General features: G+C 67.0%; 13 protein-coding genes and 1 tRNA gene. 10 read left to right on the top strand and 4 right to left on the bottom strand.

Annotated elements, in window-relative coordinates; translation table 11 throughout:
* Nucleotides 1-5: 5 nt before the first annotated feature.
* Entirely contained in the window at nt 6-1256 is a 1251-nt protein-coding gene (locus tag SR870_RS22560) for a sarcosine oxidase subunit beta family protein (RefSeq protein WP_322515723.1), read from the bottom strand.
* Between the two features lie 83 nt (nt 1257-1339).
* Between SR870_RS22560 and SR870_RS22555 the strand changes: the two genes are divergently transcribed.
* The 6 genes from SR870_RS22555 (at nt 1340) to glnT (ending at nt 7427) form a co-directional block, all read left to right on the top strand.
* A complete protein-coding gene (locus tag SR870_RS22555) occupies nt 1340-2308 on the top strand; it encodes a GlxA family transcriptional regulator (RefSeq protein WP_322515722.1) in 969 nt (322 codons plus the stop codon).
* 73 nt (nt 2309-2381) lie between these two features.
* Nucleotides 2382-3041: a helix-turn-helix domain-containing protein gene (locus SR870_RS22550; RefSeq protein ID WP_416221179.1), complete on the top strand. Its 660-nt coding sequence runs from the start codon at nt 2382-2384 to the stop codon at nt 3039-3041.
* Between the two features lie 132 nt (nt 3042-3173).
* Nucleotides 3174-4070, top strand: a complete 897-nt coding sequence (locus tag SR870_RS22545) for a glutamine amidotransferase family protein (protein ID WP_322515720.1) — start codon at nt 3174-3176, stop codon at nt 4068-4070.
* Entirely contained in the window at nt 4070-4759 is a 690-nt protein-coding gene (locus SR870_RS22540) for a protein glxC (RefSeq protein WP_322515719.1), read from the top strand. Before SR870_RS22545 ends, SR870_RS22540 begins: the two co-directional genes overlap by 1 nt.
* Before the next feature lie 11 nt (nt 4760-4770).
* Entirely contained in the window at nt 4771-6096 is a 1326-nt protein-coding gene (locus SR870_RS22535; RefSeq protein ID WP_322515718.1) for an FMN-binding glutamate synthase family protein, read from the top strand.
* Nucleotides 6097-6128: 32 nt separating this feature from the next.
* Nucleotides 6129-7427, top strand: a complete 1299-nt coding sequence (glnT, locus tag SR870_RS22530) for a type III glutamate--ammonia ligase (RefSeq protein ID WP_322515717.1) — start codon at nt 6129-6131, stop codon at nt 7425-7427.
* Between the two features lie 282 nt (nt 7428-7709).
* Here glnT and SR870_RS22525 read toward each other — a convergent pair whose 3' ends face one another.
* On the bottom strand, nt 7710-8753 hold the full coding sequence (locus SR870_RS22525; RefSeq protein WP_322515716.1) for an AraC family transcriptional regulator: 1044 nt from the start codon (nt 8751-8753) through the stop codon (nt 7710-7712).
* A 289-nt stretch (nt 8754-9042) separates the two neighbouring features.
* On the opposite strand from SR870_RS22525, the gene SR870_RS22520 reads away from it, so the two are divergent.
* Together SR870_RS22520 and SR870_RS22515 are read left to right on the top strand one after the other, a co-directional pair.
* Entirely contained in the window at nt 9043-11001 is a 1959-nt protein-coding gene (locus SR870_RS22520) for a primary-amine oxidase (protein WP_322515715.1), read from the top strand.
* 190 nt (nt 11002-11191) lie between these two features.
* The gene (locus tag SR870_RS22515) at nt 11192-12034 is read left to right on the top strand and encodes an alpha/beta hydrolase (RefSeq protein ID WP_322515714.1); all 843 of its coding nucleotides are present in this window, start codon (nt 11192-11194) and stop codon (nt 12032-12034) included.
* 439 nt (nt 12035-12473) lie between these two features.
* Here SR870_RS22515 and SR870_RS22510 read toward each other — a convergent pair.
* Nucleotides 12474-12550: transfer RNA gene (locus tag SR870_RS22510), tRNA-Pro, on the bottom strand.
* A 68-nt stretch (nt 12551-12618) separates the two neighbouring features.
* Between SR870_RS22510 and SR870_RS22505 the strand changes: the two genes are divergently transcribed.
* Together SR870_RS22505 and SR870_RS22500 are read left to right on the top strand one after the other, a co-directional pair.
* Complete coding sequence (locus SR870_RS22505; protein WP_322515713.1) at nt 12619-13608, top strand: L-threonylcarbamoyladenylate synthase; 990 nt, start codon at nt 12619-12621, stop codon at nt 13606-13608.
* Between the two features lie 87 nt (nt 13609-13695).
* Complete coding sequence (locus SR870_RS22500) at nt 13696-15123, top strand: FAD-binding oxidoreductase (RefSeq protein ID WP_322515712.1); 1428 nt, start codon at nt 13696-13698, stop codon at nt 15121-15123.
* A gap of 225 nt (nt 15124-15348) precedes the next feature.
* Here SR870_RS22500 and SR870_RS22495 read toward each other — a convergent pair whose 3' ends face one another.
* Nucleotides 15349-16125: an SOS response-associated peptidase gene (locus SR870_RS22495; protein WP_322515711.1), complete on the bottom strand. Its 777-nt coding sequence runs from the start codon at nt 16123-16125 to the stop codon at nt 15349-15351.
* Nucleotides 16126-16131 lie beyond the last annotated feature (6 nt).

Genomic DNA, 16131 nt, shown 5'->3' with positions numbered 1-16131 from the left:
CGCCCTCAATGCAGGTTCGGTTGGGCGCCCTGGCCCTTTTCGTCGATCACCGCGCCGCGCGCGAAACGATCGAGCCGCAGCTCGGTCGCCGCCGGATGCGGCTCGTCGCGGGCGAGCAGATGCGCGAACACCAGCCCGGAGCCCGGCGTCGCTTTGAAGCCGCCGTAATTCCAGCCGGCGTTGAGATAGAGATTCCGCGTCGGCGTGCGATCGATGATCGGCGAGCCGTCCATCGACATGTCGCAGAGGCCGGCCCAGGTGCGCAGGATGCGGGCGCGGCCGATCGCCGGCATCAGCGCCATGCCGCCCTCGCAGATGTCTTCCACGGTCGGCAGATTGCCGCGCTGCGCGTAGGAGTTGTAGCCGTCGAGATCGCCGCCGAACACGAGGCCACCTTTGTCGGACTGGCTGATATAGAAGTGTCCGGCCCCGAAGGTGATGACGCCCGGAATGATCGGCTTCAGCCCTTCCGACACCATCGCCTGCAGCACGAAGGATTCGATCGGCAGCCGCATCCCGGCCATCGCCGCGACCCGCGAGCTCGAGCCGGCGACGGCGATCCCGACCTTGCCCGCAGCGATCGGCCCGCGCGTGGTCTCCACGCCGGTGACGCGGCCGTCGACAATGGTGATGCCGGTGACTTCGCAATTCTGCACGATATCGACACCGCGATCGCTGGCGCCGCGGGCGAAGCCCCAGGCGACCGCGTCGTGCCGCGCGGTGCCGCCGCGCGCCTGCAGCAGGCCGCCCTGGATCGGAAACCGGGCGTCGTCGAAATTCAGGAACGGATAGAGTTTGCGCACGCCGTCGCGGTCGAGCAATTCGGCGTCGACGCCGTGCAGCCGCATCGCATTGCCGCGCCGCGCATAGGCGTCGCGCTGGGCGTCGGAGTGGTACAGGTTCAGCACGCCGCGCTGGCTGACCATCGCGTTGTAATTGAAGTCCTGCTCCAGCCCTTCCCACAGCTTCATCGACAGCTCGTAGAGCGGGATGTTGCCGGGCAACAGATAGTTGGAGCGGATGATGGTGGTGTTGCGGCCCATATTGCCGCCGCCGATCCAGCCCTTTTCCAGCACCGCGACGTTGCGCACGCCGTAGCGGCTGGCGAGATAATACGCCGTCGCGAGTCCATGGCCGCCGCCGCCGACGATCACCACGTCGTAAGAAGGCTTCGGCGCGGCGTCGCGCCAGGTCGGCTGCCAGCCCTTGTGGCCGCCGAGTGTGTTGCCGAGAAGCGAGAACAGCGAATAGCGCATGCTTGATCCTTCGGCCTGCACTGTCGCGCATCGGCGAAACCCGCTATAGACTGAAAACGACATCCCCTTGCCCAGGAACGCCATTGCCAAAGACGTCGTCGCTGCCGGCCTCGCGCCCGTCCCGGGTCGGCTTCCTGCTGATCGACGGCTTCGCGCTGATGTCGTTCGCCTCCGCGGTCGAGCCGCTGCGCGCCGCCAACAACATCGCCGGGCGCACGCTGTATGAATGGTTTCACGTCTCGATCGACGGCCGGCCGACCGCCGCCTCCAGCGGATTGTCGATCAAGCCGGACTGTTCGATCGACAGCGCGCAGGATTTCGACATCGTGCTGGTCTGCGCCGGCGGCAATCCGACCAAATTCTCCGATCGCGGCACGATGACCTGGCTGCGCGCGCTGGCGCGGCGCGGGGTGGCGATCGGCGGCATCTCCGGCGGTCCTTATATTCTCGCCCGCGCCAAGGTGCTCGACGGCTATCGCTGCACCATCCATTGGGAGCATGCGCCGGCCTTCACCGAGGCGTTTCCGCATCTCGACCTGACGCGCAATTTGTTCGAGATCGACCGCGAGCGCCTGACCTGCGGCGGCGGCGTCGCCGGCCTCGACATGATGCAGGCGCTGATCCGCCGCGACCACGGCCCGGAGCTGGCCGCCAAGGTCAGCGACTGGTTTCTGCAGACCAATGTGCGGCTCGGCGATTCCAGCCAGCGGCCGCATGCGCGCGAGCGCGCCCGGCTCGGTCATCCCGGCGTGGCAGCCGCCATCGAGCTGATGGAGCGCCGGCTGCGCGAGCCGGCGAGCCGGACCGAGATCGCCCGCGCCGCCGGCGTCTCGCTGCGGCAGCTCGAACGGCTGTTCGCAACCCATCTGAAGACGACGATCGAGCGGCGCTATCTGCTGATCCGGCTGCAGCGCGCGCGGATTCTGCTGCGCCAGACCTCGTTGCCGGTGACGCAGATCGGCGCGGATTGCGGCTTCGTCAGCCTCACGCATTTCTCGCGCGTCTACAAACAGCGCTTCGCGCGCACGCCGTCGGCCGACCGCCGGCTCTGACGAGGGTGGTGCTGGGCTGCGGAATATGCGTTTTAACAACGAAAGGCAGAACACCATCAAAGGCCGGAAGCAGATGAAGACGCCGAAACCAGACAAGCCATCCGCAGAGCCGACCCGCGGCGCGCCCGAATATCGCACCGGCTCGAACGCGCCGCAGGACACCGAACGAAGCCTCGAACGCGCGCTCGGCGCCAAGATCCGCGCCATCCGACGCGAGCGGGATCTCTCGGTATCGGACCTCTCCAGCGCCTCCAAGATCTCCGCCGGAATGCTGTCGAAGATCGAGAACGGCCAGATTTCGCCGTCGCTGTCGACGCTGCAATCGATCGCGGGCGCGCTCAACGTGCCGCTCAGCCTGTTGTTCGCGGCCTCCGAGCAGCGGCGCGACTGCTCCTTCGTCCGCGCCAAGCAGGGCGTCGCGATCGAGCGCCGCGGCTCCAAGGCCGGCCATCTGTATCAGTTGCTCGGCCATGTGATCGGCGGCGAGGTCGTGGTCGAGCCCTATCTGATCACGCTGCAGGAAGGCGCCAGCACCCACACCGCGTTCCAGCACGCCGGCATGGAGTTCATCTACATGCTGACCGGCGAAGTGATCTACCGCCACGGCGACAATTCCTATCGGCTGCGGCCCGGCGACTCGATGCTGTTCGATTCCGGCGCGCTGCACGGCCCGGAAACGCTGGTGAAACTGCCGATGACCTATCTGTCGATCATCGTCTATCCGCGGAGCTGAGGGACGATGCCAAAGTGCCCCCTGCCGCAAATTCGGGCCGTCGGGCTAGTTTCTCAGCAGGAAACTTCTGTTCCCCCCAGTTGACCCGCCGGACGGTTCCCGCCTATGGTCGCTCCAGCAAGGAGCAATCGGATGTGCGGAATCGTCGGACTATTCCTGAAAAACAAGGCGCTGGAGCCCGCGCTCGGCGACATGCTGTCGAAGATGCTGGTGACGATGACGGCGCGCGGCCCGGACAGCGCCGGCGTCGCCGTCTACGGCGCCGGTAACAACGATCACGTCAAGCTGACGCTACGCGCCGAGGACGCCGGCGCGGCCGCCGCGCTGGCGAACGAGTTCTCGGCGGCGCTCGGCGTGCCGGTCGATCTCAGCATCCGCGCCAATCACATCGTGGCGTCGCTGCCGCGCGACGCGGAAGCCGCAGCGCTGCAATGGGTCAAGAGTCGCGCGGGGCAGATTCAGCTCGTCAGCGTCGGCACCCATATGGAGATCTACAAGGACGTCGGCCTGCCCGAACACGTCGTCAGCGAATTCGCGCTGGCCGGGATGGCCGGCAGCCACGGCATCGGCCACACAAGGATGGCGACCGAGTCGGCGGTGACGATCAACGGCGCGCATCCGTTCTCGACCGGCGAGGATCAGTGCCTGGTGCACAACGGCTCGCTGTCGAACCACAACAGCATCCGCCGCACGCTGGTACGCGAAGGCATGAGCTTCGCGACGCAGAACGACTCGGAAGTGGCCGCCGGCTATCTGACCTGGCGGATGAGCAAGGGCGACAGCCTCAAGCAGTCGCTGACCTCCAGCCTCTCGGATCTCGACGGCTTCTTCACTTTCGTGGTCGGCACCCGCAACGGCTTCGCCGTGCTGCGCGACCCGATCGCCTGCAAGCCGGCGATCATGGCCGAGTCCGACGACTACGTCGCCTTCGGCTCGGAATTTCGCGCCCTGTCGGTGCTGCCCGCGATCGAAAAAGCGCGGGTGTTCGAGCCCGAACCCGCCACCGTCTATGCCTGGGAACGTTCGTAATGCCTGTCTGTGACCTCGCCGTCAGCTCCGTGCGCGAGCTGAACCAAGCCCTCCACCGGCTCGCGCCCGATACCAACGAGACCGCGTGGGAGATCGACAACCCGCAAGGCAAGCACGCCATCGGCGTCGGCATCAACGTGCCGGTCGAAATCGATATCAAGGGCCATGTCGGCTATTACTGCGCCGGCATGAACAAATTCGCCAGCGTGCGAATTCACGGCAATGCCGGCACCGGCGTCGCCGAGAACATGATGTCCGGCACCGTGCATGTGATGGGCGACGCCAGCCAGTCGGCCGGCGCCACCGGCTGCGGCGGCCTGCTGATCATCGACGGCGACGCCTCGGCGCGCTGCGGCATCTCGATGAAGGGCATCGACATTCTGGTGAAGGGCTCGATCGGCTCGATGAGCGCCTTCATGGCGCAGGCCGGCAACCTCGTGGTGCTCGGCAATGCCGGCGAAGCGCTCGGCGATTCGATCTACGAGGCGACGATCTTCGTCCGCGGCGAGGTCAAAAGCCTCGGCGCCGACTGCATCGAGAAGCCGATGACGGAGGCCGACCGCGAACGGCTGGCCGGCCTGCTCGGCCGCGCCGGGCTCGACGGATCAGCAAAGGTCGACGACTTCCGGATGTATGGCTCGGCGCGCGAGCTCTACCACTTCCATGTCGACAACGCCGCCTCCTACTGACGGGTAAGACCATGTCTGCAAATTCTCCACGCACCACCCCGCGGGTCTCGGCGACGTTCGATCCCTACACCATCTCCGAAATCCAGCGCGCCGCGGCGACCGGCATCTACGACATCCGCGGCGGCGGCTCGAAGCGGCGGCTGCCGCATTTCGACGACCTGCTGTTTCTCGGCGCCTCGATGTCGCGCTATCCGCTCGAAGGCTATCGCGAGAAGTGCGGCACCAACGTCGTGCTGGGCAGCCGCTTCGCCAAGAAGCCGATCGAACTGAAGATTCCCGTCACCATCGCCGGCATGAGCTTCGGCTCGCTGTCCGGCGCCGCCAAGGAAGCGCTCGGCCGCGGCGCCACGCTGGCCGGCACCAGCACCACCACCGGCGACGGCGGCATGACCGAGGAGGAGCGCGGCCACTCGCAGACGCTGATCTATCAGTACCTGCCGTCGCGCTACGGCATGAATCCGGACGATCTGCGCCGCGCCGACGCGATCGAGATCGTGATCGGCCAGGGCGCCAAGCCCGGCGGCGGCGGCATGCTGCTCGGCCAGAAGATTTCCGAGCGCGTCGGCAAGATGCGCACGCTGCCGGCCGGCATCGACCAGCGCTCGGCGTCGCGGCATCCGGACTGGACCGGGCCGGACGATCTCGAAATCAAGATCGAGGAACTGCGCGAGATCACCGATTGGGAGAAGCCGATCTATGTGAAGATCGGCGCCTCCCGGCCGTATTACGACACGGCGCTGGCGGTGAAGGCCGGCGCCGACGTCATCGTCATCGACGGCATGCAGGGCGGCACCGCCGCGACCCAGGAAGTGTTCATCGAGCACGTCGGCATTCCGACGCTGGCGGCGATCCGGCCCGCGGTCGAGGCGCTGCAGGAGCTCGGCATGCATCGCAAGGTGCAACTGATCGTTTCCGGCGGCATCCGCAACGGCGCCGACATCGCCAAGGCGCTGGCGCTCGGCGCCGACGCGGTGGCGATCGGCACCGCGGCGCTGATCGCGCTCGGCGACAACAGCCCGAGCCTGGAGAAGGACTACGCGGCGCTCGGCACCCATGCGGGCGCCTATGACGACTGGCACGAGGGCCGCGACCCCGCCGGCATCACCACGCAGGATCCCGAACTGGCGCGCCGGCTCGACCCGATGCTCGCCGGCCGCCGGCTGGCCAACTATCTGTCGGTGCTGACGCTCGAGACCCAGACCATCGCGCGGGCCTGCGGCAAGAGCCACATCCACAATCTCGAGCCGGAAGATCTCGTCGCCCTGACGGTCGAAGCGGCCGCGATCGCCCGCGTGCCGCTGGTCGGCACCGACTGGATTCCCGGACAGCGTTACTGACGAAGCCTCAACCCAGTCATCAAGAGGACTCCATGACCGTCGACCTCGTAGCGGCCGCCAAAGAGAAGAACATCAAGTACTTCCTGATCTCCTTTACGGACCTGCTCGGCACCCAGCGCTCCAAGCTGGTGCCGGCGCAAGCGATCGCCACGATGGCCAAGAACGGCGCAGGCTTCGCCGGTTTCGCGACCTGGCTCGACATGACCCCGGCGGACCCCGATCTGTTCGCCATTCCCGATCCCGACAGCCTGATGCAGCTGCCGTGGAAACCGGAAGTCGGCTGGCTCGCCGCCGATCTGTGGATGAACGGCAAGCCGGTCGAGCAGGCGCCGCGCAACATGCTGAAGCGGCTCAAGGCCAGGGCCGCCGAGAAAGGCCTGCAGCTCAAGAGCGGCGTCGAATGCGAGTTCTTCCTGATCGCCCCGGACGGCTACGACATCAAGGACGGAGCCGACCGCCAGACCAAGCCGTGCTACGACCAGGCGGCGCTGATGCGGCGCTTCGACGTGGTCCGGGAAATCAGTGACGGCATGCTGCAACTGGGCTGGCGCCCCTATCAGACCGACCACGAGGACGCCAACGGCCAGTTCGAGATGAACTGGGACTACGACGACGCGCTGGTGACCGCCGACCGCCACGCCTTCTTCAAATACATGGTGAAGTCGATCGCCGAGAAGCACGAGATGCGGGCGACCTTCATGCCGAAGCCGTTCTCGAACCTCACCGGCAATGGCTGCCACGTCCACGTCTCGCTGTGGAAGGACGGCGCCAACGCTTTCGAGGACGAGGGCGGCGAACTCGGCGTCTCGCCCCTCGGCTACAATTTCATCGGCGGCATCATCCACTCCGCCGACGCGCTCGCCTCGATCCTCAACCCCACGATCAATTCCTACAAGCGTATCAACGCGCCGCGCACCACCTCGGGCGCAACCTGGTCGCCGTCCTCGGTGACCTATTCGGGCAACAACCGCACCCACATGATCCGCATTCCCGAGCCCGGCCGGTTCGAACTGCGGCTCGCCGACGGCGCCGCCAACCCTTACGCGATGCAGGCCGCGATCCTCGCCGCCGGCCTCGACGGCATCGAATGCCAGCGCGATCCGGGCAAGCGGCTCGACATCAACATGTATCAGGAAGGCCATCTGGTCGAAAATGCCAAGCGGCTGCCGCTGAATCTGCTCGACGCGCTGCGCGCGCTGGAGGCCTCCGAACTGCTCAAGGGCAGCCTCGGCGAATACGTCCCGGCCTATCTCAAGCTCAAGCACCACGAATGGAACGAGTTCTCGCGGCACCTGACCGACTGGGAACGCGATATGACGCTGGACTGCTGAGGAGGTTCAGCGCGTCCGCTATCACCTGACGTTCGTCATGGCCGGGCTCGTCCCGGCCATCCACGTAGTTCGGACGTCATCCTGAGAGCCTGCCCCGGACTTGATCCGGGGTGCGAGCGCAGCGAGCCTCGAAGGATGAGAGACGAGTGCCTGCGGCTCATCCTTCGAGGCCCGCCGCGCCGCGCCAAAGCGCGGCCCGGCGTGCGCCTCAGGATGACGCTGTGGCAAGTTGAGGCCTCTGCTCACAGCAATTCTGGTCGCTCGGCATTCGACGCTCCGCGTTCACGCCGCAGCGGCCGCGGCAGGGTCAATACCACGCCGACGCTTGCGAAACTCGACCGGCGTTTCGCCGACCTGGCTCTTGAATCCGCGTGAGAACGCGCTGGTCTCGCTGTAGCCGAGTTGCAGCGCGATCGACGTCACGGGCGCGCGGGTCTCGGCCAGCATGCATTTGGCGATATGCGAGCGGACGCGGTTGCGGATGTCGAGATAGTTGACGCCGTGGTCGGCGAGCTTGCGCTGGAACGACCGCGTGCTCATGCCGAAATCGCCGGCGGCGACCTCGATATCGGTCGCGACCGAGCGGCACAGCGACGCCGCGATCCAAGCCTCGATGCCGCGCACCAGATCGAGCCGCGTCGCCCGCCGCTGGATCGCCTCCGCGAGATCGGCACGGAGCCGCGCGTGCAGGTTGCGGTCCGCCTGCTTCAGCGGCACGTCGAGGCACCGCGCCTGGAACAGCAACGCGTTCTCGCGCCGTCCGAACCGCAGCGGGCAGTCGAAATGCTGCTGATAGAACGGCAGATCGTCCCCCGCCGCGTGCTCGAATTCGACGCCGCTCGCCCGCCACGCCGGGCCGAGAAAGCCGGCCAGCATCGAATATTCGATCGCCAGCGAGAAGCCGGCGTCCTGCTCGCGAAACCGGATCGCCGGATCCTCGATCGCGTAGGACAGCCGCGCAATGCCGTCGCTCACCGACAGCGTCGTGCGCGTGCTGGTCTGGACGCTGGCGAAGAAGCCGCTGAAGCTCTCCAGCGCGTCGCCCACGGTCTGGGCGGTCTGCATCAGATCGCTGATCGGCCCCAGCGCCGCGAGCTTGAAGTCGCGGCCGAGCTCGATCCCGAGCGTGCGATTGCCGCTTTCATGCGCAGCCGCCTCGAGCATCGACGTGAACGCCGCCAGCGGCAGCATCTCGGACGGATCGGCGAGGGCCGCCCGTGAAATCCCCGCGCGGGCGTTGATTCCTGCGGATTCCGGCCGCAACCGAGCGAGCGCCGCCAGAAGCTGCTGCACAGGGCCGCAGGCGATGGTTCCCGAAGCAGACATGTCCACCGATCCAGAGGAAACGCCGCGATCGCGAAGCAAAAACCGCACCACCTGCCGGAAGGCGCATCCGTCTGCAATCAGAAGCGCATCGATCGGGAAGACCAGACGAGCGGCGCTTCGTTTCAACAGTAACGCGAATCCGCCCTCATCGCGGGCTCGTGTTCGCGCGAGCACCCGCCGGCGGCCGCAATTGGCGTCTACTGTCAATCCTGCGGCGCTCGCCCTGAAGCAGCATGCCGCGCATCAGTGCGATCGACGAACCGCCGCAACCAATCAGGGAGACGACATCATGAGCCTCGCGGAAGACACCAGTTGCTGTCACGCGGCCGCAGCGGCTGAGGCCCCGGCCGTGCAGCATCCGCTGCAGCCTCTCACTCCGGCCGAAATCACCAGGGTCGCGGCGATCGTCAACGCCGACCCGCCCTATGGCACCGATACGCGGTTCGAGACGATCGAGCTGCTGGAGCCCGAAAAGGCCGTGGTCCGCGCCTTCAGGCCAGGCATGACGATCGCGCGCAACGCCCGCGTCAGCGTGTTCAGCACCACCCGCATCGGCGTGACGCGGCTGTTCGTCTCGCTCGATGCCGGCACGATCATGTCGCGCAAGGAATTTCCGACCGCGCGGCCGATGATCCAGCTCGAGCAGTTTCTCGCTATCGAAGACTTCGTCCGTGCCCATCCCGAATTCATCGCCGGCTGTGCGCGCCGCGGCATCACCGACATGACCACGGTCTGCGTCGATCCGTGGTCGGCGGGCAATTTCGGCATCCCCGGCGAGGACGGCCGGCATCTGTGCCACGTCTTCGCCTGGCAGCGGTTGCGCGAGAACGAGAATTTCTACGCCCATCCGATCGAAGGGCTGAACGCGGTGATCGACCTCAAGACCTGGGAGGTGATCCGCGTCGACGATTACGGCACGATCCCGATCCCGAAGATCGAAGCCAACTACGAGCGCGAATTCATCGAGACCAAACGCGCGCCGCTGAAGCCGATCAACGTCACGCAGCCGGAGGGCGTCAGCTTCAAGATCGAGGGCCGGGCTCTCACCTGGGACAAATGGTCGTTCGTGATCGGCTTCAACGCCCGCGAGGCGCTGACGCTGCACGACATCAAATATGACGGCCGCCCGGTCGCGCACCGCGCCTCGCTGGTCGAGATGGTGGTGCCCTATGGCAGCCCCGACAACGGCCATTTCCGCAAGAACGTGTTCGACATCGGCGAATACGGCATCGGCAAGCTGGCCAATTCGCTGAAGCTCGGCTGCGACTGCCTCGGCGCGATCGAGTATCTCGACGTCCATCTCAACACCATGAACGGCGACGTGATGACGATCGAGAAGGCGATCTGCATCCACGAGGAAGATTCCGGCCTGCTGTGGAAGCACTGGGACTTCCGCACCGACCGCGCCGAGGTGCGGCGCGCGCGCAAACTGGTGGTGTCGTCGATCTGCACCGTCGGCAACTACGAATACGCGCTGTACTGGTACTTCCACATCGACGGCGCAATCGAATTCGAGATGAAGGCGACCGGCATCATCAACACCGCCGCCTGCATTCCGGGCCAACCCGGCAAATACGCCCGCGAGGTGCTGCCCGGCGTCGTCGGCCACATCCATCAGCATATCTTCTGCGCAAGGCTCGACATGGCGGTCGACGGCGACCAGAACAGCATCGTCGAATGCAACACCTATGCGGAAGACGAAGGCCCGCACAATCCGCATGGCAATGCGTTCTACGAGGCCGAAACGCCGCTCGGCAGCGAGCTTTCGGCGGCGCGGCGCGCGAACCCGGCCTCGCATCGCTACTGGAAGGTGATCAATCCGAACAAGCTGAACTACGCCGGCACGCCGGTCGGCTACAAGCTCGAGGCGATGAACTGTGTGACGCCGTTCGTCAGCCCGAATTCTCCTTCCGGCAAGCGGGCGGGCTTCGTCCAGAACCACCTCTGGGTGACGGCGTTCGATCCCGACGAGCGTTTCCCCGGCGGCGAATACATGAATCACTCGGACGGCAGCGGCGGGTTGCCCGACTTCATCAAGCAGGATCGTCCGCTCGAGAATGCCGACCTCGTGCTGTGGCACGTGTTCGGCCTGCATCATCCGGTGCGGCTGGAGGATTTTCCGGTGCAGCCGTGTATCTCGACCGGCTTCAAGCTGGTGCCGCACGGCTTCTTCAACGGCAATCCGGGGATCGACCTGCCGCCCGAAGTCAATGCCGCAAGCTGCTGCGCCAACGCGACCACGGCCTGACGCGACGACGTCCCGGCGGCGCTTCCGGATGCTTCGGCGGGGATGCCTCCGCGCCGGCGCGGAGCGTCTTTCACCTGTCGCGACGACAGGTAATATATTGATGAGCGCCGCCGGCGCCGCGCTGTTGGCGCACGGCTCCGCGCTCGCCCGGCCCGCACCGCCCACCCGATCGCCACCAGGAGAGACCGCCATGACCAGCGCCTACGTCAAGACCAAGGACGGCGTCGATATCTACTACAAGGACTGGGGCCCGAAACAGGCCCAGCCGATCGTGTTCCATCACGGCTGGCCGCTGTCGTCCGACGATTGGGACGCGCAGATGCTGTTCTTCCTGGCGAACGGCTACCGCGTCGTCGCCCACGACCGGCGCGGCCACGGCCGTTCGTCGCAGGTCGATTCCGGCCACGACATGGATCACTACGCCGCCGACGCCTTCGCCGTCGCCGAGCATCTCGACCTCAAGAACGCCGTGCACATCGGTCATTCGACCGGCGGCGGCGAGGTCGCGCGCTACGTCGCCAAATTCGGCGAGCCGCACGGCCGCGTCGCCAAGGCGGTGCTGGTCAGCGCCGTGCCGCCGCTGATGCTGAAGACCGAGAGCAATCCGGGCGGGCTTCCGATCGAAGTGTTCGACGGCTTCCGCAAGGCGCTCGCCGACAATCGCGCGCAGTTCTTTCTCGACGTTCCGGCCGGCCCGTTCTACGGCTTCAACCGGCCGGGCGCGACGACGCTGCAGGGCGTCGTCAACAACTGGTGGCGGCAGGGCATGATCGGCAGCGCCAAGGCGCACTACGACGGCATCAAGGCGTTCTCCGAGACCGACCAGACCGACGATCTCAAGGCGATCACCGTGCCGACCCTGGTGCTGCATGGCGAGGACGACCAGATCGTGCCGATCGACGACTCGGCGAAGCTCTCGGTCAAGCTGCTGAAGAACGGCAAGCTGAAGACCTATCCGGGCTTCCCGCACGGCATGCTGACCACCCACGCCGAGGTCCTGAATGCGGATCTGCTCGCTTTCGTGAAGTCCTGAACGCAAAGTCGCCGACATACGCGGCCCGGCCCGACACCACGTCGCGCCGGGCCGTCTGCTGTCGACGCCGGAGCTACCAGCCATATTGGAGCTGCGCCGAGATCGTCGCTGCTGCGGGCCGCTGGCGCACCGGTTGGTGTCTCCGACCTCGAAATCCACCGCCTCGACCGCGCCGGTGAGATGGGTGATCTCCGGCACCGCAACCACGATCCCGAGACCGGGATGCAAGTCGATCGACTGTCAGTGGGAAATGGAGCGCCTGGTCAACTGCCGCGGGCGGCCGAGGCCTTCGTCCGCAGGATCAGCGCGTTCACGCGCAAGTCGCGGCCCTATCGCGTCGAGCCGGGCCATCTCGACAACTGGAGATTCACCTGCGGTCGACCTGCGCGCAGGACGCACCCGGATCGGGACCGGTGATCGTGATAGCCATTGAAATGGCTGGTCGGAGTGGCAGGATTCGAACCTGCGACCCCTGCGTCCCGAACGCAGTGCTCTACCGGGCTGAGCCACACTCCGACAAGAGGCCGGCTTATAGCGTCGACCTTCGTCCTTCGCAAGCGGGCGATTTGCGATATGAACCGGGGATGACCCTCGATTTGCACACCAGGACCCTGCCCGCCGGGGACGCGGCGGCTTCGGCGGCCGCGGACTGCCTGCGCGGCGGCGGATTGATCGGCTTTCCGACCGAAACCGTGTACGGGCTCGGCGCCGACGCCGCCGATCCGGCCGCCGTGGCCCGGCTCTACGCCGCCAAGGGCCGGCCGTCGTTCAATCCGCTGATCGCCCATGTCGCGAACCTCGACGCCGCGCGAAAAATCGCCCGATTCGACGCGACCGCGCTGAAACTCGCCGAGGCGTTCTGGCCGGGGCCGCTGACGCTGGTGCTGCCGAAGACGGAGGGCTGCACGGTGTGCGACCTCGCCACCGCCGGGCTCGACAGCGTCGCAATTCGGATTCCGGCGCATCCGGTGGCGCAGGCGATCCTGCGGGCGTTCGGCGGCGCCGTGGTGGCGCCCTCGGCCAACCGTTCCGGACACGTGTCGCCGACCAGCGCCGCGCATGTGCTGGCCGATCTCGACGGCCGGATCGACCTGATCGTCGACGGCGGGCCGGTCGCGGTCGGCGTCGAATCGACCATCGTCGGCTGCCTCGGCGCGCCCGTGCTGCTGCGCCCCGGCGGGGTGCCGCGCGAGGCGATCGAGCGGCTGCTCGGCGTCGCGCTGGCCGAGCCGCAGCCGGCGCCGGCCGGCGACCACGCCCCGCTGGCGCCGGGGATGCTGGCCTCGCATTACGCCCCGCGCGCCCAGGTCCGGCTGGACGCCAGCGAGGTCCGCCCCGGCGAGGCGCTGCTGGCCTTCGGGCCCGCCGCGCTGCCCGGCGCCGAGACGGCGTTCGCGATTCGCAACCTGTCGCCGGCCGCAGATCTGACCGAGGCGGCGGCGAATTTGTTCGGGTTCTTGCGCGAGCTCGACGCCGGCGGCGCGCGCGCGATCGCGGTAATGCCGATCCCGCATCACGGCCTCGGCGAGGCCATCAACGACCGGCTGCGCCGCGCCGCGGCGCCGCGGGATTGATCGCGCGGCCAATGTGGTGAAGTGTCGGCCTCGCACCTTCCGCCGCGACGGGAGGAGGGGAAACACCAGGCTCGACGGACCACGCCCATGAACATAGCCAATCCGCCGCCGGCCGCTTCGCTGTCGCCCGAGCTGATCGCGCGCTTCGCCGCCATCGTCGGCGACCGGCACGCGCTGACCGATCCGGCCGAGCTCGAAGCCTATGTCACAGAGGAACGCAATCTGTATCGCGGCCACTCGCCGCTGGTGCTGCGCCCGGGCTCGACCGCGGAGGTCGCGGCGATCTGCAAGCTCGCGCACGAGGCACGCGTCGCGCTGGTGCCGCAGGGCGGCAACACCGGGCTGGTCGGCGGCCAGACGCCGCACAATGGTGAGGTGGTGGTCTCGCTGAAGCGGATGGACCAGATCCGCGAGATCGACCTCGAATCGAACACTATGACGGTGGATGCCGGCGTCATCCTGCAGCACGCGCAGGAGCGCGCGGCCAGCGTCGACCGGCTGTTTCCGCTGTCGCTCGGCGCGCAGGGCAGTTGCACCATCGGCGGCAATCTCGCCACCAATGCCGGCGGCACCGCGGCGTTGGCCTATGGGCTCGCGCGCGACATGGCGCTCGGCATCGAGGTCGTGCTCGCCGACGGCCGCATCCTCGATCTGCTGTCGAAGCTGAAAAAGGACAACACCGGCTACGACCTGCGCGATCTGTTCATCGGCGCCGAAGGCACGCTCGGAATCATCACCGCGGCGACGCTGAAGCTGTTTCCGAAGCCGCGCGCGGTCGCGACCGCCTTCGTCGGGCTGCCGTCGCCGGCGGATGCGTTGAAGCTGCTCGGCATCGCGCAACAGGAAGCCGCGGGCGCCCTCACCAGCTTCGAACTGATCGCCGAGATCGCGCTGGATTTCTCGGTGCGCCACGCCGCCAATCGCGATCCCTTGGAGAGCCGGCATCCGTGGTACGTGCTGATCGAATTGTCGTCGATGCGCGACGACGCCAGCGGCGCGCTGGAGGCGATCCTCGAACAAGGCTTCGAGGCCGGCATCGTCACCGACGCCGCGATCGCCGCCTCGGGCGCGCAGCAGCAGGCGTTCTGGAAACTGCGCGAGGAGATCTCGCATGCGCAGAAGCCGGAGGGCGGCTCGATCAAGCACGACGTCTCGGTGCCGGTCGCCGCAGTGCCGCAGTTCATCGACGAAGCCAATGCGGCGGTGGTGGAAGTCATCCCCGGCGCGCGGCCGGTGCCGTTCGGCCATCTCGGCGACGGCAATATTCACTACAACGTCAGCCAGCCGATCGGCGCCGACAAGGCCGACTTCCTCGCCCGCTGGCACGAGGTCAACGCCGTGGTGTTCGCCATCGTGCTGCGGCTCGGCGGCTCGATCTCGGCCGAGCACGGCATCGGCGTGATGAAGCGCGACGACCTCCCGGCCGTAAAGGACAAGACCGCGATCGACCTGATGCGCGCCATCAAGGCGACGCTCGATCCCCTCGGCATCATGAACCCCGGCAAGGTGGTGTAGGGCGACTAGAGCCGTTCGTCTCGGACGGAATCAGCACTGATGTTCAGGGATACTCGCCGCAGGCACAACCTCATGGTGAGGAGGCGCGAAGCGCCGTCTCGAACCATGCGCCGCCGGCACTGCGTCGCCCATCCTTCGAGACGCCCGGCTTCGCCGGGCTCCTCAGGATGAGGGCTCAGTGCATCCGGCAAGGACCCGATCGCTTCAATCAAGCGATCAACCGCTCTAGAACAACGACCCTTGCCCGCCATCATCGGATGCCGATGCCTTGGGCTTTGAGACCAGCTTGGCCTTCACCCGCTTCGGCGCGGCCGGCTGCGCTGCGACCATGTCCTCTTCCGAAATCGGCAGGATCAGTTGCGGATTGTCGTTGGCGACGCGGTTGACGGCGGTCGAGACGGGATGCCAGACGAACGCGCCGTCCGGCGGCGGACGCAGCAGCGCGACGGCGATCTGCGCGTCGACCTCGGCGCAATCGAGCCAGGCCGCGTAGTCCGGCGGCGCGATCGTCACCGGGACGCGGTCGTGCAGTTCGGCCATCCCGCCGCGCGCGGCCGTGGTGACGATCGCGATGGTGTCGAGCTCTTCGCCGTTCGGTCCGACCCAGGTCTCCCACAGCCCGGCGAAGCCGATCGGCCCGCCGCCCTGCGGATGGATGAAATACGGCTGCTTGCGTGCGCCCGCGGCTTTCCACTCATAGTAGCCGTCGCTCGGCACCAGGCAGCGGCGGCGCCTGATCGCGTTGCGGAACGCCGGCTTGTCCAGCACCGTCTCGGATCGCGCATTGATCAGCAGCGTGAACTGCCGCGGATCCTTCACCCAGGACGGCAAAAAGCCCCAGCGCATCAGCCGCAACCGGCGCGCGCCGTTGTCGATCATCACTACCGGAACAGGTTGCGTGGGGGCGATGTTGTAGCGCCCCGGAAAATTCGGCTGGTCGACATAGCCGAACGCTTCGCGGATCGCCGCAGGTGCTGAAGTGATGACAAAGCGTCCGCACATTTGCGC

The sequence above is a fragment of the Rhodopseudomonas palustris genome, assembly GCF_034479375.1.
Taxonomy (GTDB): Bacteria; Pseudomonadota; Alphaproteobacteria; order Rhizobiales; family Xanthobacteraceae; genus Rhodopseudomonas; species Rhodopseudomonas palustris_M.
The sequence above is the reverse complement of the archived record's forward strand: the minus strand, read 5'-3'. Positions and strand labels throughout refer to the sequence as shown.